Annotated in this window: 16 protein-coding genes; 9 read left to right on the top strand and 7 right to left on the bottom strand. The window is 71.8% G+C overall.

Annotation, left to right across the window (positions count from 1 at the left end):
• Positions 1–100: 100 nt before the first annotated feature.
• On the top strand, positions 101–1210 hold the full coding sequence (locus D6270_RS00960; protein ID WP_109167682.1) for an NAD(P)H-dependent flavin oxidoreductase: 1110 nt from the start codon (positions 101–103) through the stop codon (positions 1208–1210).
• Positions 1207–2757: an acyl-CoA synthetase gene (locus tag D6270_RS00955; RefSeq protein WP_109167683.1), complete on the top strand. Its 1551-nt coding sequence runs from the start codon at positions 1207–1209 to the stop codon at positions 2755–2757. The genes D6270_RS00960 and D6270_RS00955 overlap by 4 nt, the downstream gene beginning before the upstream one ends.
• A 50-nt stretch (positions 2758–2807) precedes the next feature.
• Here D6270_RS00955 and D6270_RS00950 read toward each other — a convergent pair whose 3' ends face one another.
• On the bottom strand, positions 2808–5231 hold the full coding sequence (locus D6270_RS00950; protein WP_109167684.1) for an acylase: 2424 nt from the start codon (positions 5229–5231) through the stop codon (positions 2808–2810).
• A gap of 185 nt (positions 5232–5416) precedes the next feature.
• Between D6270_RS00950 and D6270_RS00945 the strand changes: the two genes are divergently transcribed.
• Both D6270_RS00945 and D6270_RS00940 read left to right on the top strand, forming a co-directional pair.
• Complete coding sequence (locus tag D6270_RS00945) at positions 5417–6916, top strand: acyl-CoA synthetase (RefSeq protein ID WP_109167685.1); 1500 nt, start codon at positions 5417–5419, stop codon at positions 6914–6916.
• 86 nt (positions 6917–7002) lie between these two features.
• Positions 7003–7194 carry a hypothetical protein gene (locus D6270_RS00940; protein WP_109167686.1) on the top strand — a complete coding sequence of 64 codons (192 nt, stop codon included), beginning with the start codon at positions 7003–7005 and terminating at the stop codon, positions 7192–7194.
• A gap of 73 nt (positions 7195–7267) precedes the next feature.
• Here D6270_RS00940 and D6270_RS00935 read toward each other — a convergent pair whose 3' ends face one another.
• The 5 genes from D6270_RS00935 to paaK form a co-directional block, all read right to left on the bottom strand.
• The gene (locus D6270_RS00935; RefSeq protein WP_109167687.1) at positions 7268–9130 is read right to left on the bottom strand and encodes a glycoside hydrolase family 18 chitinase; all 1863 of its coding nucleotides are present in this window, start codon (positions 9128–9130) and stop codon (positions 7268–7270) included.
• 200 nt (positions 9131–9330) lie between these two features.
• Positions 9331–10083 carry an amino acid ABC transporter ATP-binding protein gene (locus D6270_RS00930; RefSeq protein WP_109167688.1) on the bottom strand — a complete coding sequence of 251 codons (753 nt, stop codon included), beginning with the start codon at positions 10081–10083 and terminating at the stop codon, positions 9331–9333.
• Positions 10080–10958, bottom strand: coding sequence for an amino acid ABC transporter permease (locus tag D6270_RS00925; protein ID WP_109167689.1), 879 nt, complete (start codon positions 10956–10958; stop codon positions 10080–10082). Before D6270_RS00925 ends, D6270_RS00930 begins: the two co-directional genes overlap by 4 nt.
• Complete coding sequence (locus D6270_RS00920; RefSeq protein ID WP_109167690.1) at positions 10955–11857, bottom strand: ABC transporter substrate-binding protein; 903 nt, start codon at positions 11855–11857, stop codon at positions 10955–10957. The genes D6270_RS00925 and D6270_RS00920 overlap by 4 nt, the downstream gene beginning before the upstream one ends.
• Positions 11858–12003: 146 nt before the next feature.
• Positions 12004–13299, bottom strand: coding sequence for a phenylacetate--CoA ligase PaaK (paaK, locus tag D6270_RS00915; protein ID WP_109167691.1), 1296 nt, complete (start codon positions 13297–13299; stop codon positions 12004–12006).
• A 170-nt stretch (positions 13300–13469) separates the two neighbouring features.
• Here paaK and D6270_RS00910 point away from each other — a divergent pair, with 170 nt between their 5' ends.
• Positions 13470–14990 (top strand): alpha/beta fold hydrolase, encoded by a 1521-nt coding sequence (locus tag D6270_RS00910; RefSeq protein WP_151414644.1) that lies wholly within the window; start codon positions 13470–13472, stop codon positions 14988–14990.
• A 10-nt stretch (positions 14991–15000) separates the two neighbouring features.
• Here the strand turns inward: D6270_RS00910 and D6270_RS00905 are convergent, their stop codons facing one another.
• Positions 15001–16620: an acyl-CoA synthetase gene (locus D6270_RS00905; RefSeq protein WP_109167692.1), complete on the bottom strand. Its 1620-nt coding sequence runs from the start codon at positions 16618–16620 to the stop codon at positions 15001–15003.
• Positions 16621–16786: 166 nt separating this feature from the next.
• On the opposite strand from D6270_RS00905, the gene D6270_RS00900 reads away from it, so the two are divergent.
• Genes D6270_RS00900 through D6270_RS00885 form a run of 4 tightly spaced genes read left to right on the top strand, consistent with a single transcriptional unit; the run spans position 16787 to position 20770 of the window.
• Positions 16787–17587, top strand: coding sequence for a crotonase/enoyl-CoA hydratase family protein (locus tag D6270_RS00900; protein ID WP_109167835.1), 801 nt, complete (start codon positions 16787–16789; stop codon positions 17585–17587).
• A gap of 23 nt (positions 17588–17610) precedes the next feature.
• Entirely contained in the window at positions 17611–18558 is a 948-nt protein-coding gene (locus tag D6270_RS00895; protein ID WP_109167693.1) for a Zn-ribbon domain-containing OB-fold protein, read from the top strand.
• The gene (locus D6270_RS00890; RefSeq protein WP_109167694.1) at positions 18559–19611 is read left to right on the top strand and encodes a thiolase family protein; all 1053 of its coding nucleotides are present in this window, start codon (positions 18559–18561) and stop codon (positions 19609–19611) included. It abuts the gene before it with no gap.
• Positions 19604–20770, top strand: a complete 1167-nt coding sequence (locus tag D6270_RS00885) for a thiolase family protein (RefSeq protein WP_109167695.1) — start codon at positions 19604–19606, stop codon at positions 20768–20770. Before D6270_RS00890 ends, D6270_RS00885 begins: the two co-directional genes overlap by 8 nt.
• Positions 20771–20781 lie beyond the last annotated feature (11 nt).

The raw sequence follows: 20781 nt of genomic DNA, 5'->3' as shown, positions 1-20781 counted from the left end.
TCGCCCCCGCCGTCCCGTACGCCTCCGGGCCCGCAAAGAATCTGACACTGCATCAGAAAAGCTCTTCCCTCGTCCGTCCGGCTGCGGCATCCTGCCGCCCATGGAGACGGAGCTGAGCAGAGAACTGGGCATCGAACACGCCATCTTCGGCTTCACGCCGTTCCCCGCCGTCGCCGCGGCCATCAGCAGAGCCGGCGGGTTCGGCGTGCTCGGCGCGGTCCGCTACACCGACCCGCGGGAGCTGGCCCGCGACCTCGACCGGCTGGACCAGCTCGCCGGCGGCAGGCCGTACGGCCTCGATGTCGTCATGCCGGCCAAGAAGGTGGAAGGGGTCACCGAGGCCGAGGTCGAGGCGATGATCCCGGACGCGCACCGGGGGTTCGTCCAGGAACTCCTCACCCGCTACGGGGTGCCCGAACTCGCCGAGGGGGAGGCGTCCGGCTGGCGCATCACCGGCTGGATGGAGGAGGTCGCCCGCAGCCAGCTCGACGTGGCCTTCGACCATCCGATCAAGCTCCTCGCCAACGCACTCGGCTCCCCGCCCGCCGACGTCATCGACCGCGCCCACGCCCACGGCGTCCTCGTCGCCGCCCTCGCCGGAAGCGCCGGACACGCCCGCCGGCACGCGGCGGCGGGTATCGACGTCGTCGTCGCCCAGGGGTACGAGGCGGGCGGCCACACCGGCGAGATCGGCTCCATGGTGCTCGTCCCCGAAGTCGTCGAGGCCGTAGCCCCGCTGCCCGTCCTGGCCGCCGGAGGCATCGGCAGCGGCGAACAGGCCGCCGCCGGCCTCGCCCTCGGCGCCCAGGGCGTCTGGCTCGGCTCCCTCTGGCTCACCACCGAGGAGGCCGACCTGCACTCGGCGGCCCTCACCCGCAAACTCCTCACCGCGGGCTCCGGCGACACCGTCCGCTCCCGCGCCCTCACCGGGAAACCCGCACGCCAGCTCCGTACCGCGTGGACGGACGCCTGGGACGACCCGGACGGACCCGGCACCCTGCCCATGCCGCTCCAAGGGCTGCTGGTCGCCGAAGCCGTCTCCCGGATCCAGAAGTACGAGGTCGGGGAGTTGCTCGGCACCCCCGTCGGGCAGATCGTCGGCCGGATGACCAGCGAACGCAGCGTCCAGGCGGTCGTCGACGACCTGACGCGCGGCTTCGAACGGGCCGTCACCCGCATCAACCGCATCGCCGGAAGGAGCGCCACGTGAACCAGCCGCCCAACGGCTTCTGGGCCCAGGCCGCCGCCGATCCCGACCGGACCGTCCTCGTCGCGCCCGGCGGCGAGGAGTGGAGCGCGGGGCGCCTCCACGCCGACGTCAACCGCATGGTCCACGGGCTGCGCGCGGCCGGGATGAACGAGGGCGACGCGTTCGCCGTCGTCCTGCCCAACGGCACCGAGCTGCTCACCGCCCACCTCGCCGCCTCCCAGGCCGGCTTCTACCTGGTGCCGGTCAACCACCACCTCGTCGGCCCCGAGATCGCCTGGATCGTCTCCGACTCGGGCGCCCGCGTCCTCATCACCCATGAACGCTTCGCGGCCGCCGCGACGGCCGCCGCCGACGAGGCCGGGCTCCCCGCGAGCCACCGCTACGCCGTCGGCACCGTCCCCGGCTGCCGCCCCTACGCCGAACTGCTCGACGGCCACCCCGCCACCCCGCCCGAGAACCGCACCCTCGGCTGGGTCATGAACTACACCTCGGGCACCACCGGCCGCCCGCGCGGCATCCGCCGGCCCCTGCCCGGCAAGCTCCCGGAGGAGACGTACCTCGGCGGCTTCCTCGGAATCTTCGGCATCCGCCCGTTCGACGACAACGTCCACCTGGTCTGCTCGCCGCTCTACCACACCGCCGTACTCCAGTTCGCGAGCGCGGCCCTGCACATCGGCCACCCGCTGGTCCTGATGGACGGCTGGGCCCCGGAGGAGATGCTGCGGCTCGTCGACACCCACCGCTGCACCCACACGCACATGGTCCCGACCCAGTTCCACCGGCTCCTCGCGCTGCCCGACGAGGTGAAGCAGCGGTACGACGTCTCCTCCATGCGCCACGCGATCCACGGAGCCGCGCCCTGCCCCGACCATGTGAAACGCGCCATGATCGACTGGTGGGGGAGCTGTGTCGAGGAGTATTACGCGGCCAGTGAGGGCGGCGGCGCCTTCGCCACCGCCGAGGACTGGCTGAAGAGGCCCGGCACCGTCGGCAAGGCTTGGCCGATCAGCGAACTCGCCGTCCTCGACGACGACGGCAACCGGCTGCCGGCGGGTCAACTCGGCACGGTCTACATGAAGATGAGCACCGGCGGCTTCAGCTACCACAAGGACGAGAGCAAGACCCGCAAGAACCGCGTCGGCGACTTCTTCACCGTCGGAGACCTCGGTCTCCTGGACGCGGACGGCTACCTCTTCCTCCGCGACCGGAAGATCGACATGATCATCGCCGGTGGCGTGAACATCTACCCCGCTGAGATCGAGTCCGCGCTGCTCACCCACCCCGCCGTCGCGGACGCCGCCGCCTTCGGCATCCCGCACGCGGACCGGGGCGAGGAGGTCAAGGCCGTCGTGGAGCCGGCCGGGGGATACGAGGCGGGGGACGCGCTCGCCGCCGAGATCCTCGCCCACTGCGAGGCGCGCCTCGCCGGGTACAAACGGCCCCGCTCCGTCGACTTCATCGCCGCGATGCCCCGCGACCCCAACGGCAAGCTCTACAAACGGCGGCTGCGGGAACCCTACTGGGAGGGGCACCAGCGGCCCCTGTAGAGCGCCGGGTCCGCGAGCGACACCCCCTCGCGGACCCGGCTCGCCCTCTCCTACCGCCGCTCGTGCACCCGCACCACCCTCAGCTGCGGCGAGCGCGCGATGTCCTTCTCGCAGAACCGGGACGTCACCCACCGCTCACCCGAGAACAGCCGGGTCTGGTCGCTGTGATGCGGTGAGCCGGGGTTCGAGGACTGGGAGTACGTGAGCAGCGTCCGCGCCACCGGGCAGCGGGTGTCGTCCCAGCCGACGGCCTGGATGTAGCTGGACCCGGCCGACACCTCGGTGTAGCCGCCCGCCGCCGGGGTCCACACCGGCTCGATCTTGTTCCAGACGCCGAGCGACTCCGTGCCGCCGCCGACCGGGACGCGCTTCCCGTTCCGTACGACGAACTGGTGCCTGCCCAGGGGCGCGTCCAGCGCGATACCCGCCGCCCGCAGCTCCGCCACCGTGTCGGCCAGGGCCCTGCCCAGGCCGGGCGCGGCGGTGTCGAGGCCGCGCGGCGTACGTACCGGATCGGCCGCGTCGAACGGCACCGTCCACAGCTCTGCCACCGGCACCCCGGCCGTCGCCCTGCGCCAGAACCGGTCGAAGAGGAGCGCCCCCCGGCTCTCGCTGTCCACGCTCCGGTCCCACCGCCGCAGCACCGGGCAGGCCGCCGACACATCGACCGCCGCACCGTCACCGCCGACGGCCGTACCACCGGGCAGGGCGGCACACCACTTCGCCACATCCGCCGCGACCAGATCCCCGGCCGGCGCCCGGTTCGCGAACTGCTGGCGCTCCAGGTCGCCGACGCGCAGCCGCCCGCGCTCCGCCATCGCCGCGACATCCTCGATCGCGCCCCGGGTCCGGATCGACCGCTGGGTGGCGATGGTGCCGAAGACCCGCTCGTAGCCGGTCAGCGGCCTCCCGGCGTTGGTCAGCCAGGCGCTGTCGTTGGAGTTCTCGGCGTACGGGGCGTTCTTCAGCGTCGGCATCCGGCCGGGCCCGAAGATCCCCGGCTGCACCGCGTCCCGGTCGCTCCCGAGCGCGCACGCCGACGTCGACCCGTCCAGCACCGCGAGCCCGGCGGACGGATAGGTGGCCTGGCCCAGCGGGGTCGAACAGCGTGCCGCCAGCTCGTCCGTGATCCTCGGCAGCACCTGGGACTGGGAGAAGAAGGAGTTCCCCGACCGGTCGGCGGCGACCGTGTTCACCCAGGGCAGCCCCTGGGAACGGTTCAGCGCCCGCTGGATCCCGGTGGTGGAGCGTGCCTTGCTGAAGCCGAGCGAGGTGTCGGCGCTGCGCAGGTTCGTCGCGTTCGGGTCGTTCAGCGCGTACGCGGTGGTCGCCGTCCAGGGCAGCGGGAGCGTCGCGCCGAACGAGGTGACGACCGGGCCGTACCGGGTCCACCACTGGGTCCGGGTGACCGGGGCGGCGCCCTTCACCGGCACGGTCACCGTGCGCCGTGTCATCCGCTCGGGCTTGCCGTCCACCAGATGGACCGTGGGGTCGGCCGGGTCCAGGGTCAGCTGATGCAGGTTCACCGGGACACCGGTGGCCACCGTGTGGCTCCACGCCACGTCCGCGTTGTGCCCGATCGAGACGGTCGTCGACCCGAGCAGTGAGCCGCCCGCCACGTTCAGCTCGCCGGGGATCGTCTGCTGCGACTGCCAGAAGCGGCGGCCGCCGTCCCACGGATAATGCGGGTTGCCGAGGAGCAGCCCGCGCCCGTTCGCCGTCGTGGACCCCCGGAAGGCGACCGCGTTGGAGCCCATGTCGGCGTTCTCCGCCGACAGGAGCCGCTGGGCCGCGGCCGCCGCCTCCTTCGGGGTGACCCCGGCGGCGGGCGGTGCGGCTGTCGGCGGCTGGGCGGCGGTGATGCCGTCGATGCCGCGCCCCTGCCCGCCGAGCACGGCCAGGGCGAAGCCCCGTACCGCCACCTCCAGCGTGGTGACCGGCCGCACCCAGGCGGCGCCCCGGCAGGCGGGGTCGGTGATGCGGGATCGGTTCTGCCTGAGCCAGGCGTTGTACCCGGCGGCGAACCCGCGCATCGACTCCTTGGCGTCCCGGCTCGGACCCGCCGGGGCGGGCACCTTCAGCAGCTTCTCCACCGTCCCGCTGTCCTGGACGCCCCGGAAGTAGAGGTCGCTGGAGAGGTTCTTCGCCGCCGAGGAGAGCGAACCGTCCGGCGCCGCGTCCGGCCCGAAGAACCGGGACCGCTCGCCGCGTACCGTGACGAACCCGTCGGCCAGCGTGCACACCTGGTCGGCGGCCTGTGCCCAGCCGGTGCCGAAGCCGAGGTTCGCGTAGTCCTTCGCCACGATGTGCGGAATGCCGTACTCCGTGTAGCGGATGGTGGCGGAGAGCCCGCCGCCCGACGGATGCCGGGCCTCCGGTGAGCCGGAGGCGGCGGCCGGCGGCAGCGACGCCGACACGGTGAACAGGGCGAGACCGGAGACCGCGAACAGTCTGAGACGGTTACGGAAGGTCAAGGGTGTTCCTCCCAACAAGGCGGGTGGCCAAGGAGGTTGCCCGAGCCCGCCGGGCAGCCACGCGCCACTCAGCCAGGGCGCTCCAGGATCTGTCAACCGGCTGGTCGGTATCCAGCCGCCCCGCGGCCCCGCCACCCCTCACCGGACCCTTGACCCGCCGGGACCCGGCCGCACAGGATCACGTCATGACCGGTGTACGCAGCAGCACAGTCGACGGTGTCCTCACCCGCAGCGCCCGCCGCACCCCGGAACGGACCGCCGTGCGGTACGGCGAGCGGGCGTGGACCTACGGGGCACTCGACGCGGCGGTCTCCACCGCGGCCGCCGTCCTGACCGGCGAACACGCGCTGCGCCCCGGCGACCGGGTGGCCTCGTACGCCCACAACTCCGACGTCTATCTGATCGCTTTCCTCGCCTGCGCCCGGGCCGGGCTCGTCCACGTCCCCGTCAACCAGAACCTCACCGGCGACGACCTCGCCTACCTCCTGGACCAGTCCGGCTCCGCCCTCGTCCTCACCGACCCGGACCTCGCCGACCGTATCCCCGCGGGCCGTCCCGTACGCGCGCTGCGCGAGGCACCCGGCTCACTCCTCCAGGCCCTGGCAACCGAGCGGCCCTTCACCCCGGAGCGTGCCCCCGGCTCCGGCGACCTGGTGCAGCTGCTCTACACCTCGGGGACCACCGCCCTCCCCAAGGGCGCGATGATGACGCACGGGGCCCTGGTCCACGAGTACGTCAGCGCGATCACCGCCCTCGGCCTGACGGCGGGGGACCGGCCCGTGCACTCGCTGCCGCTCTACCACTCCGCCCAGATGCATGTGTTCCTGCTGCCGTATCTGGCGGTCGGGGCGGAGAACACCATCCTGGACGGGCCGGACGCGGGCCGGATCTTCGACCTGGTCGAAGCGGGCCTGGCCGACAGCCTGTTCGCCCCGCCCACGGTCTGGATCGGCCTCTCCAACCACCCGGACTTCGCCACCCGCGACCTCTCCGCCCTCCGCAAGGCGTACTACGGGGCGTCGATCATGCCCGTACCCGTCCTGGAACGCCTCCGCGCCCGTCTGCCACGGCTGGCGTTCCACAACTGCTTCGGGCAGAGCGAGATCGGCCCCCTCGCCACCGTCCTCGGCCCCGACGAGCACGAGGGCCGGATGGAGTCCTGCGGACGTCCCGTCCTCTTCGTGGAGGCCCGCGTCGTCGACGAGGAGGGGCGCGAGGTCCCGGACGGCACCCCGGGCGAGGTGGTCTACCGCTCGCCCCAGCTCTGCACCGGCTACTGGGACAAGCCCGAGGAGACGGCGGACGCCTTCCGCGACGGCTGGTTCCGCTCCGGCGACCTCGCGGTCCGCGACGCCGAGGGCTACTTCACCGTCGTCGATCGGGTGAAGGACGTCATCAACTCCGGTGGCGTCCTGGTCGCCTCCCGCCAGGTGGAGGACGCCCTCTACACCCACCCCGCCGTCGCCGAGACGGCGGTCATCGGCCTGCCCGACGAGCGCTGGATCGAGTGCGTCACCGCCGTCGTGGTCCTGCGCGGAGAGGCGAGCGACACCGAACTGATCGACCACACCCGCGAGCGGCTCGCCCACTTCAAGGCGCCCAAGCGGGTCGTCTTCGTGGACGAGCTCCCGCGCAACGCCAGCGGGAAGATCCTCAAGCGGGAGCTGCGGGACAAGCTGGCCTGACGGGCCGGGCCCCGGCGCGGTGTCGGACCGGAACGGGCTGGGCATACCGTGGGCGAAGGAGCGGTCACCGGAAGGGGGGTGTGCCGATGGTGATGAGGCTCGGCGCGGGGGCGCTGCTCCTGTTCTGCTACATCGACGTCGTCGCGGTTCTCGCCATCGGGGACGTCATCTCCGACGTGGGCCCCGCCCTGCTCCACGGCGGCCCGGTCGCCTTCGTCGCGGGGTTCGCGGCCCTCGCCGCCCACGACGCCTGTCGGCGCCGCACGGGGCGCGGCTGACCGGCCGCCCGGCAGCCGGAAGAAGCCCGCCCTCCCCTGTCCGGGGAGGGCGGGCTCGGTGTCGTACCGGGGCCTACTTGAGACCGTTGCTGATCGCGGTCACGAGTTCGCCGTTGGCGGTGTCACCGTTGAACTCCCAGAAGAACGCGCCGCCCAGGCCCTGGCTCTTGGCCCAGGCCATCTTGGTGCCGACGGTCGCCGGGGTGTCGTAGCTCCACCAGTTGTTGCCGCAGTGGGCGTACGCGGTGCCGCCGACGGTGCCGGTGGCCGGGCAGGTGGTCTTGAGGACCTTGTAGTACTGGTTGCCCGGCTCGATGCCGGCCGCCGGGCCGGTGGCGGTGCCGCCGGGGGCGGACTGGGTGACGCCGGTCCAGCCGCGGCCGTAGAAGCCGATGCCGAGCAGCAGCTTGGAGGCCGGGACGCCCTTGGCCCTCAGCTTGGCGATCGCGTCCGCCGAGTTGAATCCCTGGGCGGGGATGCCGGGGTACGAGGTCAGCGGGGAGTGCGGGGCCGTCGGGCCCTGCGCGGCCCAGCTGCCGAAGTAGTCGTACGTCATCACGTCGTACCAGTCGATGTACTGCGCGGCGCCGCCGTAGTCGGCCGCGTCCAGCTTGCCGCCGTTGGAGCCGTCCGCGGTGATGGCCGCGGTGAGCAGGTTGTTCGGGCCGAACTTGGCGCGCATGGCCTGCATCATGTTCTTGATCGACGCCGCGCCGCTGCTGTCACAGGTCAGACCACAGGCGTTGGGGTACTCCCAGTCCAGGTCGATGCCGTCGAAGACATCGGCCCAGCGCGGGTCCTCGACCAGGTCGTAGCAGGACTGGGCGAACGCGGTCGGGTTCTGGACGGCCTGGCCGAAGCCGCCGGACCAGGTCCAGCCGCCGAAGGACCAGAGGACCTTGATGTGCGGGTACTGCGCCTTCAGCTTGCGCAGCTGGTTGAAGTGGCCGCGCAGCGGCTGGTCCCAGACGTCGGCCTTGCCGTCGACGGAGTTGGCGGCCGTGTAGGACTTCTCGTAGTCCTCGTACGCGTCGCCGATCGTGCACTTGCCGTTCTGCACGTTGCCGAAGGCGTAGTTGATGTGCGTGATCTTGGGGGCGGAGCCGGAGGCCACCAGGTCCTTCACCGTGTAGGAGCCCCAGTTGGTGAAGTAGCCCAGGTTGATCTTGCCGCCGCCGGGGTTCTCGCCGCCACCGCCGCCGGTGGTGCGGACCGCCGTGGCGGGGGAGGCCGGGCCGGTCTGGTCGGCGGTGTCGCGGGCGACCACGGTGTAGCTGTAGTCCGTGCCGGCGGTCAGACCGGTGTTGGTGTAGGTGGTGCCGGTGACCGTGGCGACGGTGGCGCCATCGCGCTTGACGTCGTAGTTCTTGATGCCCTTGTCGTCCGTGGCGGCCGCCCAGGACAGCTTCACCGAGGTGTTGGTGATGTCGCTCGCGGTGGGCTTGCCCGGGGCGGAGGGCGCGTTGTCACCGGGGTTGGTGGAGCCGCCGTCACACGGGTTGCCGTTGAGCTTGCAGCCGGAGGGCGCGCCGGAGCCGGAGCCGTTGAAGCCGAAGGAGGCGGACGCGCCGGGGGCCAGGGTGCCGTTCCAGCCGAGGTTCTTCGCCGTCCAGCGGTTCGCGGAGTTGGTGACCGTCGCGTCCCAGGCGGAGGTGACCTTGGTGTTCGAGGGGAAGTCCCACTCGACGGTCCAGGAGGTCAGCGTGGTGGTGCCGGTGTTCTTCACCGTCCACTTGCCCTCGAAGCCGGAGCCCCAGTCGGAGGCCTTCGCGTAGGTGGCGGTGGCCGAGGTGGCGGCTTCCGCGGGGCTGGCGAGGCCGACCATGGCGGCCAGCGGGAGGAGCAGTGCGGTGGCGCCCGCGAGGGCTTTGGACCGCTTGTTCGGGCCGGTGCTCCGGGTCGGTCTGGCTCTGCGCCATCGTGCGTCGGTGCTCAAGGAAGGCTCCTCGGGTGAACTCCGGAGGCCATGGGGGGTCCCTGGCCTGGCAACCCTGCGTGGCCTCGAGCACGTGGTGTCTCTTCTCGGCACCCCCGCAGTGTTGCCGTGACCCTAGGAAGGCCTAGACCAATCGTCAAGAGGTCTGGACCAAAAGATCGTTGAGCGTCGGAAGCCGGCCGAGGTTCGTATCCCGCTCCTCACAACCGTCCTGCCTCCACGATCCGCCGGAGAAACCTCCGCGTACGCTCCTCCCGGGGCGCGCCGAACACCTCTTCCGGCGTGCCGCGTTCCAGCACCACCCCCGCGTCCAGGAAGCAGACCTGGTCGGCGACCTCGCGGGCGAAGGCCATCTCATGGGTGGCGATCACCATCGTCAGCCCCTCGTCCTTCACCTCGCGGACCAGGCCGAGCACCTCGCCCACCAGCTCCGGGTCGAGGGCGGCGGTGATCTCGTCCAGGAGGAGAAGCCGGGGCCGTACCGCCAACGCCCTGACGATTGCTGTACGTTGCTGCTGACCGCCGCTGAGCCGGTCCGGGTATTCGTGGGCCTTCGCGCCGAGCCCGAGCCGCTCCAGCAGCTCATGTGCCCGCGCTTCGGCATCGGCGCGGGAGAGGCCGTGGACGCGCTGCGGGGCGAGGGTGATGTTCTGGAGGACGGTGAGGTGCGGGAAGAGGTTGTACGCCTGGAAGACCACGCCGATCCGCCGGCGCACCGCGTCGGCATCGGTCCGGGGATCGGTGATCTCCTCGCCCTCCAGCCAGATCGCCCCGTCGTCGATCTCCTCCAGCAGGTTGGCGCAGCGCAGCAGGGTCGACTTCCCGGACCCCGAGGCGCCGATCAGCGCGGTCACGGTGTGCGGGGCGACCTCCAGGTCCACGTCCCGCAGCACCAGCGACGCACCGAACGACTTGCGGACCGCCTCCATCCGCAGCACGGGCTCCGTGCTCATACCAGTCCTCCCTGCGCGCGTCGCCGGTCCATCCGGGCCGTCACCCAGTCGGTGAGCCGGGTCATCGGGATGGTCAGTGCGACGAAGACCAGGCCCGCCACGACGTACGGCGTGTAGTTGAAGTCCTTGCTGGCGATGATCTGCGCCGCGTACACGGCGTCGACCGCCCCGGCGATCGAGACGAGGCCGGTGTCCTTCTGGAGGGAGACCAGGTCGTTGAGGAGCGGCGGCACCACCCGGCGTACCGCCTGGGGCAGCACGACGAACCGCAGCGTCCGGCCGCTGCTGAGCCCCAGCGACCGGGCGGCGGCCCGCTGCGAGGGGTGCACGGACTCGATGCCCGCCCGGAAGACCTCCGCGACGTACGCCGAGTACGTCAGCACCAGCGCGGCACCGCCCAGCAGCACCGGATCGTTGGTCACGCCCTCCAGGCGCAGCGCGGGCACCCCGAAGACCACCATCAACAGGCAGATGATCAGCGGCAGTCCGCGGAAGAAGTCCGTGTACGCGGTGGCCAGCGCCCGGATCGGGAAGAACACCGGCCCGCGCAGCGTCCGCGCCACGGCCAGCAGCAGGCCGAACGCGAGCACGGCGCTGCCGCACACCGCCAGCAGCCGCAGGTTCAGCCAGAGCCCCTCCAGGACCTGCGGCAGAGCGACGCGTGCGTAGTGCGGGCTGAAGAAGGTCTCCTGCGTACGGTCCCAGCCGGGCGAGCCCGTGATCAGCAGGAACAGCACCACCCCCGTCACCAGCGTGCTCGTCGCGGCGATCGCGGTCGCCCGCCGGGTGCGGGCTCGCCGGTGGCGCTCGCGGGCGATCCGGCGCTCGGAGGGAACGTAGGTGTCCTCGCCGGGCAGCGTCTTGTGCAGGGTCACTTGAGCACCGGCGCGTCGACGGCGTCGGAGAGCCACTCCTTCTCCAGGGCGGCGAGCGTGCCGTCCTTGCGCAGGGCGTCCACCGCACCGCTGACGCAGGAGGTGAGCGTGGACTCCTTGTCGAGGACCAGGCCGAACTGCTCAGGCTGGTCGGCGGAGTTCGGGAACTGACCGACGACCTCCGCCTCCGGCACCTCGGCCCCGGTGATGTAGAAGGCGGTCGGCAGGTCCACCACGATCGCGTCCACCTGGCCGGTCTTCAGCGCCGACTTGGCGAAGTCGTTGCGCTGGTAGACGGCGGGCTTCGTCTCCGGCTTCACCAGGTCGTTGATGAACTCCAGGCTGGTGGTGCCCACTTGGGCGCCCAGCTTGACCTTCTTCAGATCGGCCACGCTCTTGGCTCCCGCCGCCTTCGATGACTTCAGCGCGACGACCGCCTGGCGTACGTCGTAGTAGCCGGAGGAGAACGCCACGGCCTTCTCGCGGGACTCGCTGATGGAGACCTGGTTGATGTCGAAGTCGAACTTCTTGGCGCCGGGCGCGAACGCGCTGTTGAACGGCGTGTGCTGCCAGACCACCGCATCGCGGTCGTAGCCGAGCCGCTTCGCCACGGCGTACGCCACCGCCGACTCGAACCCCTTGCCGTTGGACGGCTCGTCGTCGGAGAACCAGGGGGCGTACGCGGGCTTGTCCGTGCCGACGGTCAGCTTCCCCTCGACCTCGGTGGCCAGCCCGCCCGGCGCGCACGCCTCGGCCGTCACGCCGTTCCGGCCCGAGGCGCCCGAGGCCTTCGGCTTCTCCTCCGGTTGCGGGGCGCAGCCGGTCAGGGCGGCGCAGAGGACGACGGCGGAGCTGACGGCGGTGACCGTGGTGGCCAGGGAACGGGTGGCGAGATGCATAGCGGGAGACTGGCAGTGCCCGGGCCTCCCTGTCGAGATTTTCGAGCAGGTGTCCGCATAGTGGGAACGGGTGTTGCGGTGGTGTGAACGCGCCGGTCACCGGGGCTGTCCACCCCCCCCTTCAGCCACCCGGACACCGGGGCCGGTCACCCCGCGCCGGACTCCCGCAGGTCCACGATCCGCCGGATCTTGCCCACCGAGCGCTCCAGCGACTCCGGGTCCACGATCTCGACCCCCACCGACACCCCGACCCCGTCCTTCACCGCCGCCGCGATCGCGAGGGCCGCCCTCTCCCGGTCCGCCGCCGTCGCGTCCACCCGCGCCTCCGCCCGTACCGTCAGCGCATCGAGACGGCCCTGCCGGGTCAGCAGGAGCTGGAAGTGCGGGGCGACGGCAGGCGTACGCAGCACGATCTCCTCGATCTGCGTCGGAAACAGGTTCACCCCGCGCAGGATCACCATGTCGTCGCTGCGCCCGGTCACCTTCTCCATCCGGCGGAAGTTCCGGGCCGTCCCCGGCAGCAGCCGCGTCAGGTCCCGGGTGCGGTAGCGGATCACCGGCATCGCCTCCTTGGTGAGCGAGGTGAAGACCAGCTCGCCCTCCTCCCCGTCCGGCAGTACCTCACCGGTGAACGGGTCCACGACCTCCGGAAAGAAGTGGTCCTCCCAGATGTGCAGCCCGTCCTTCGTCTCCACGCACTCCTGCGCCACCCCGGGGCCCATCACCTCGGAGAGCCCGTAGATGTCGACGGCGTCGATGGCGAACCGGTCCTCGATCTCCCGGCGCATCGCCTCGGTCCACGGCTCCGCGCCGAAGATGCCCACCTTGAGGGAGGTCGTACGCGGGTCGACGCCCTGCCGCTCGAACTCGTCCAGCAGCGTCAGCATGTAGGAGGGCGTGATCATGATGATCTCGGGCCGGAAGTCCTGGATCAGCCGCACCTGGCGCGAGGTCATCCCGCCGGAGGCCGGGACCACCGTGCAGCCGAGCCGCTCGGCCCCGTAGTGCGCCCCGAGGCCGCCGGTGAACAGCCCGTACCCGTAAGCCACGTGGACCTTGTGGCCGGGCCTGCCGCCCGCCGCACGGATCGACCGGGCGACCACGTCCGCCCAGGTGTCCAGATCCCGTTCGGTGTAGCCGACCACGGTCGGGCGCCCGGTCGTACCGCTGGAGGCATGGATGCGCCGGATGTCGTGCTCCGGCACGGCGAACATCCCGAAGGGGTAGTTGTCGCGCAGGTCGGCCTTGGCGGTGAAGGGGAAGCGGGAGAGGTCGGCGAGCGTACGGCAGTCCTCGGGGCGCAGCCCGGCCCCGTCGAACGCCGCCCGGTAGAACGGCACGTTCTCGTACGCGTGGCGGAGAGTGGCGCGGAGCCGTTCCAGCTGGAGGGCCTCCAGCTCCACGCGGCTCAGCTGCTCCGCCGCGTCCAGCATGGCTGTCATCAGGGCCCATCCTCTCCCGAACCGGGCGACCGATCATTCGGTCGATCTTCCTGGGAGCAGTAATTCAGGAGGCCGGGGGCGCTGGCAAGAGGGGCGCACGGACCCGTTCCGGGTCGGCTCGCGGCGAAGCCGGGTGCGTTCGTCGGCGCGCTCCTGTTTGGATGGAGGGCATGCCGACCTTCTCCGCGTACGACACCACCCAGCTCGCCTACCACCTGGTGGGGGAGGGCGAGCCGCTCATCTGCCTGCCCGGCGGGCCGATGCGGGCGAGCGCCTACCTCGGCGACCTCGGCGGGCTCTCCGCCGTACGGCAGCTGGTCCTGCTGGATCTGCGCGGAACGGGGGAGTCCGCCGTACCCGAGGACCCCTCGACCTACCGTAGCGACCGGCTCGTGGCCGATGTGGAGGCCCTGCGCGAACACCTCGGCCTGGACCGGATCGACCTGCTGGCCCACTCGGCGGGCGCGGATCTGGCCCAGCTGTACGCAGCCCGGCACCCCGAGCGGCTGCGCACCCTGACCCTGATCACCCCCTCCACCCGGGCCGCGGGCATCGAGGTGACCGACCAGGACCTGCGCGAGGCCGCCGAACTGCGCAGTGGCGAACCCTGGTACGCCGAGGCCCGGGCGGCGCAGGAGGCGCTGCTCGCCGGCGGGCCGTTCGCCGAGCTGTGGCCCGCCGTCCGGCCACTCACCTACGGCCGCTGGGACGACGCCGCCCGGGCCCACGCCGCCGCCTCCGCCGGACAGACCAACCCCGAGGCGCGCGGTCGCTACGGCGACGGCACGTACGATCCCGCCACCACCGTCCCCGCCCTGCGCGGGCTGCCCGTCCCCGTGCTCGTCCTCGCCGGGGAGTACGACGGCCACCCGAGCCCGGACCGGGCGACGGAGCTGGCCGCACTCTTCCCGTACGGCGAGTTCACCGTCCAACGGGGCGCGGGGCACTTCCCGTGGCTGGACGATCCGGGCGCCTTCTCCCGTACGGTGGCGGCCTTCCTCGACCCGGACGTCCTCACCGTGCACGCGGGCGGTGTCCGGCTCGCGTACCGGGTCTGGGGCGAGCCGTCGGCACCGCCCGTCGTCCTCCTCCACGGCCGGGCCGGCTCCTCCCTCACCTGGACCCGCGTCGCCGAGGAGCTCGCCGCCGAACACCGCGTGTACGCCCCCGACTTCCGGGGCCACGGGCTCAGTGACTGGCCCGGCCGCTACTCCTTCGAACTCTTCCGCGACGACCTGCACGCCTTCCTGGAGGCCCGCAATCTGGCCGGCGCCACCGTGGTCGCGCACTCCATGGGCGGGGTGGCCGCCTATCTTCTGGCCCAGCGCGAGCCCGGGCTCATCGGGCGGCTGGTCATCGAGGACGCCCCGCCGCTCCTCCCTCTCGACCCGCCCCGGCCGCGGTCCGAACGGCCGGAAGGCGAGCTGGACTTCGACTGGCCCGTGGTCGCGGACACCGACGCCCAGCTGAACGACCCGGACCCGACGAGCCGCGATCGGCTGGCCGAGATCACCGCCCCGACCCTGATCATCGGCGGCGGCGCGACGAGCCACATCGACCAGAAGCAGCTGGCCGGCATGGCGGACACCATCCCCGACGCCGTGTTCACCACCATCGAGGCGGGCCACCTCGTCCACACCACCCGGCCGGATGAGTTCCTCGCGGCGCTCAGGTCGTTCGGCCTGCTGTGACCCGGCCGCCTCACCCCGCTGTGCCGGCCGCCGCCACCGCCTTCGCCCAGCGGTAGTCCGCCTTGCCGCTCGGCGAGCGCTGGATCCGGTCGGTGAGGACCAGGGCGCGCGGGATCTTGTACCCGGCGAGCCGGGTCCGGCAGTGGGCCTGTACCGCTTCGAGGTCCAACGCCCTTGCCCCCTCGCGCAGTTCGAGGACGGCCGCGACCCGGCTGCCCCAGCGCTCGTCCGGCACGCCCGCGACGAGCGCGTCGTACACGTCCGGGTGGGACTTGAGCGCCTGCTCCACCTCTTCCGGATAGACCTTCTCCCCGCCGGTGTTGATGCACTGCGAGCCCCGGCCGAGCACGGTGACGATGCCCTCCGCGTCCACGGTCGCCATGTCGCCCAGCAGCACCCACCGCTCATCACCCTTGCGGAAGAAGGTGTCGGCGGTCTTGGCCGGGTCGTTGTAATAGCCGAGCGGTACATGGCCGCGCTGGGCGATGCGGCCCACCTCACCCGGCGTCACCGGCTCGTACGTCGCCGGGTCGACCACGGCCGTACGGGCGTTGACCTGGACCCGGAAGCCGTGCTCCGGGCCCGAGTCCGCGGTGGCCGTGCCGTTGAAGCCGGACTCGGACGAGCCGAAGTTGTTGAGCAGCATCACGGTCGGCACGAGCGCCTGGAACTCCGCCCGCACCGAATCCGACATGATCGCCCCGGAGCTTGAGACGGAGAACAGCGACGAGCAGTCCGTCCCGCGCAGCGGACCGTTGAGGGCGTCGATCAGCGGACGGAGCATCGCGTCGCCCACCAGCGACACGCTGGTGACCTTCTCCCTCTCGATCGTCCGCAGCACCTCCTCGGGGACGAACTTGCGGTGCACGACCACCCGTTGGCCGAAGTTGAACCCGATGAAGGCGGTCAGTGTGGAGGTGCCGTGCATCAGCGGGGGAGTGGGGAAGAAAGTGATGCCGTCACCGCCCGCCGCCACCCGCTCCGCCAGCTCCTGTGGGCTCTTCACCGGCTCACCGGTCGGCGCGCCCCCGCCCAGACCGGAGAAGAACAGGTCCTCCTGACGCCACATCACCCCCTTCGGCATCCCGGTCGTGCCTCCGGTGTAGATGATGAACTGGTCGTCCGCGGATCGTGGTTGGAAGCCGCGTGTGGGGGATCCGGACGCCTCGGCCTCGGTGAAGGGCATGGCCTCCAGGCCCGTGGGCGCGGCTGTGGGTCCGATCCGGACCAGGTGGCGCAGGCCGGGAGCCTGCGCGGACGCCGCTGCCACCCGCTCGTCGAACTCGCCGTCGAAGACCAGCGCCGCCAGGTCCGCGTCCCGGTAGAGGTAGACCAGCTCCTCCTCCACGTAGCGGTAGTTGACGTTCACCGGCACCAGGCGCGCCTTCAGCGCCCCCAGGACCGTCTGGAGGTACTCGATGCCGTTGTAGAGGTGCAGCCCCAGATGTTCGCCCGGGCGGAGGCCCGCACCGATGAGGTGGTGGGCGATCCGGTTGGCGGCGGCGTCGAGCCCGGCGTAGGTGAGGCGCCGCTCGGCACCCGTGCCGGGATGGTCCACGTACAGGAGCGCCTCGCGGTCGGGGACCACGTCCACGACCGACTCGAACAGGTCGGCAAGGTTGTACTCCACCGTTCCTCCTGACCCCGGATGACTGGCGACTCGGCCGTCATTAGAGCGCCGGGCGGCACAAGTGGGAAGGGGTGCCGTCGAAAGAATCTGACGAGCTGTCAGAAAACTATTGAACTGCGACCCCGCCTACTGCAACCTGTTCCAGGTCTGCAGACGGGAGTTGGTCATGGGCGGTACGGAACACCTCACCGTGGAGCGCCGGGGCGCCACGCTGGTGCTCACCTTGAACAGACCACAGGCCAGGAACGCGTTGTCGCTGCCGATGCTCGTCGGCCTGTACGACGGGTGGCTCGCGGCCGACGCCGACGACGAGGTGCGCTCCGTCGTGCTGACCGGGGCGGGCGGTGCGTTCTGTTCCGGCATGGACCTCAAGGCGCTGGCGGGTGGCGGGATGGAGGGGGAGGAGTACCGGGAGCGGATGGCCGCCGACCCGGACCTCCACTGGAAGGCGATGCTCCGCCACCACCGCCCGCGCAAACCGGTGATCGCCGCCGTGGAAGGGCCGTGTGTCGCCGGCGGCACCGAGATCCTCCAGGGAACGGATATCCGTATCGCCGGGGCGGGGGCCACCTTCGGGCTCTTCGAGGTCCGGCGCGGCCTCTTCCCGATCGGCGGCTCCACCGTCCGGCTGCCCCGCCAGATCCCCCGCACCCACGCCCTCGAAATGCTGCTCACCGGCCGTCCGTACACCGCCGACGAGGCTTGCGCCATCGGGCTCGTCGGCCGCGTCGTGCCCGACGGCACCGCCCTGGAGGAGGCCCTCGCCGTCGCCGAGCGGATCAACGCCTGCGGGCCGCTCGCCGTCGAGGCCGTCAAGGCCTCCGTCTACGAGGGTGCCGAGCTGACCGAGACCGAGGCGCTGGCCGCCGAACTCAAGCGCGGCTGGCCCGTGTTCGCCACCGAGGACGCCAAGGAGGGCGCCCGCGCCTTCGCCGAGAAGCGCCCGCCCGTCTACCGGCGCGCCTGAGCCCTGAGCCTTTGGAGAGTGCCATGACCGACGTCCTCAGCGCCCCGCTGGTGGTCGAATTCCCCTTCACCCGTTCCCTCGGCCCCGTCCAGAGCGCCTTCCTCACCGGGCTGCGCGAACGCACCGTCCTGGGCGTCCGCACCGACGAGGGCACGGTCCTCGTACCGCCCGTCGAGTACGACCCCGTCACCGCGAACGAGCTCCGCGAACTCGTTGAGGTCGCCGCCACCGGCACGGTCACCACCTGGGCCTGGAACCCGTCCCCCCGCCGCAACCAGCCGCTGGGGACTCCGTTCGCCTGGGTGCTCGTCCGCCTCGACGGCGCGGACACCGCCCTCCTGCACGCGTTGGACGCGCCCGGACCCGACGCCGTGCACGCCGGGATGCGGGTCCGTATCCGCTGGGCCGCGACACGGACGGGCGCCATCACCGACATCGCCTGCTTCGAGCCGTACGACGGTGCGGCAGGGCCCGACGAACCCGCGCCGCACGACGGGGAGTTCACCGACCCCGTCACCGGCATCGTCGCCGCCGCCCGCCTCGACTACGTCCACTCCCCGGGCCGCGCGCAGAGTGCCTACCTCAAGGCGCTCGCAGGCCACCGCACCGTCGGCGAACGCTGCCCCGCCTGCCGCAAGGTCTACGTACCGCCGCGCGGGGCCTGCCCCACCTGCGGCATCGCCACCGCCGAACAGGTCGAGGTCGGACCGCGCGGGACCGTCACCACCTTCTGCATCGTCAACATCAAAGCGAAGAACCTGGACATCGAAGTCCCCTACGTCTACGCCCACATCGCCCTCGACGGCGCCGACCTCGCCCTCCACGGCCGCATCGCCGGCATCCCGTACGACCAGGTCCGCATGGGGCTGCGCGTCGAGCCCGTCTGGGCTGAGGGCACCGCCCACCCCGACCACTACCGGCCCACCGGCGAACCCGATGCCGACTACGACACGTACAAGGAGCTGGTGTAGATGCGAGACGTGGCGATCGTCGCCTTCGCCCAGACCGCGCACCGGCGGCGCACCGACGAACTCTCCGAGGTCGACCTGCTGATGCCCGTCCTCCACGAGGTGCTCGGAGCGACGGGGCTGAAGGCCAACGAGATCGGATTCACCTGCTCCGGCTCCGCCGACTACCTCGCCGGTCGCGCCTTCTCCTTCACGATGGCCCTCGACGGCGTCGGCGCCCACCCGCCGATCTCCGAGTCCCATGTCGAGATGGACGGGGCCTGGGCGCTGTACGAGGCCTGGGTGAAGATCATGACCGGCGAGGCGGACACCGCGCTGGTCTACTCGTACGGCAAGTCCTCGCCCGGCGAGGTCCGCGACGTCCTCACCCGCCAACTCGACCCGTACTACCTCGCCCCGCTCTGGCCGGACTCCGTCGCACTCGCCGCCCTCCAGGCGCAGGCCCTCATCGACGCGGGCGACACCGACGAGGCGGCCCTGGCCTCCATCGCCGCCCGCAGCCGCGCCGACGCCACCACCAACCCGCACGCCCAGCTCACCGGCGACGTCCCCGCAGGCGACCACCTCGTGCACCCCCTGCGCACCGGCGACTGCCCGCCCATCGGCGACGGCGCCGCCGCCGTCATCCTCGCCGTCGGGGAGACCGCCCGCGCCCTGTGCGCACGGCCCGCCTGGATCCGGGGCATCGACCACCGCATCGAGGCCCACAGCCTCGGCGTCCGCGATCTGACCGACTCGCCCTCCACCCGGCTCGCCGCCCAGCACGCCGGGGCCTTCGAACGGCCCGTCGACACAGCCGAGTTGCACGCCCCGTTCACCTCGCAGGAGGTCGTCCTGCGCAAGGCCCTCACCCTCGGCGACGACACCCGTGTCAACCCGTCCGGCGGGGCGCTCGCCGCCAACCCGATCATGGCGGCGGGCCTCATCCGGCTCGGCGAGGCCGCCGCCCGTATCCACCGCGGCGAGTCCGACCGGGCCCTCGCCCACGCCACCTCCGGGCCCTGCCTCCAGCAGAACCTGGTCGCCGTCCTGGAAGGGGAGACCGCTCATGCCTAAGGAGCCCGTCGCCGTCGTCGGCATCGGCCAGACCAAGCACGTCGCCGCCCGGCACGACGTCTCCATCGCCGGACTCGTCCGCGAGGCGGCGGTCCGTGCCCTGGCCGACGCCGGACTGACCTGGAGCGACATCGACGCCGTCGTCATCGGCAAGGCGCCCGACTTCTTCGAGGGCGTCATGATGCCGGAGCTGTATCTCGCCGACGCGCTCGGCGCCGTCGGCAAGCCGATGCTCCGCGTCCACACGGCGGGCTCCGTCGGCGGATCGACCGCGCTCGTCGCCGCCAACCTCGTCGCCGCACGCGTCCACCGGACCGTCCTGACCCTCGCCTTCGAGAAGCAGTCCGAGTCCAACGCCATGTGGGGGCTCTCGCTGCCCGTGCCGTTCCAGCAGCCGCTGCTGGCCGGGGCCGGCGGCTTCTTCGCCCCGCACGTGCGCGCGTACATGCGCCGTACGGGAGCCCCCGACACCGTCGGCTCCCTCGTCGCGTACAAGGACCGCCGCAACGCGCTCAAGAACCCCTACGCGCACATCCACGACCCGGACATCACCCTGGAGAAGGTCCAGGCCTCGCCCATGCTCTGGGACCCGATCCGCTACTCCGAGACCTGCCCTTCCTCCGACGGGGCCTGCGCGATGATCCTCACCGACCGGGAGGGCGCGAGGAGGGCACCGCACCCGCCGGCCTGGGTGCACGGCGGCGCCATGCGCAGCGAACCGACGCTCTTCGCGGGCAAGGACTTCGTCTCCCCGCAGGCCGGCAAGGACTGCGCGGCCGACGTCTACCGGCAGGCCCGGATCACCGACCCGCGCCGGGAGATCGACGCCGTCGAGATGTACGTCCCGTTCTCCTGGTACGAGCCGATGTGGCTGGAGAACCTCGGCTTCGCCGGGGAGGGCGAGGGGTGGAAGCTCACCGAGGCGGGCGTCACCGAACTCGACGGGGACCTCCCGGTCAACCCCTCGGGCGGAGTGCTCTCCACCAACCCCATCGGCGCGTCCGGCATGATCCGCTTCGCCGAGGCGGCTCTCCAGGTACGGGGACGGGCGGGCGAGCACCAGATCGAGGGGGCCACCCGGGCGGTCGGCCACGCCTACGGGGGCGGGGCGCAGTTCTTCGCCATGTGGCTCGTCGGATCGCAGCCCCCGCCGGGGTGAGGCGGGCGGGC

Source organism: Streptomyces griseus subsp. griseus (genome assembly GCF_003610995.1).
GTDB lineage: Bacteria > Actinomycetota > Actinomycetes > Streptomycetales > Streptomycetaceae > Streptomyces.
The sequence above is the reverse complement of the archived record's forward strand: the minus strand, read 5'-3'. Positions and strand labels throughout refer to the sequence as shown.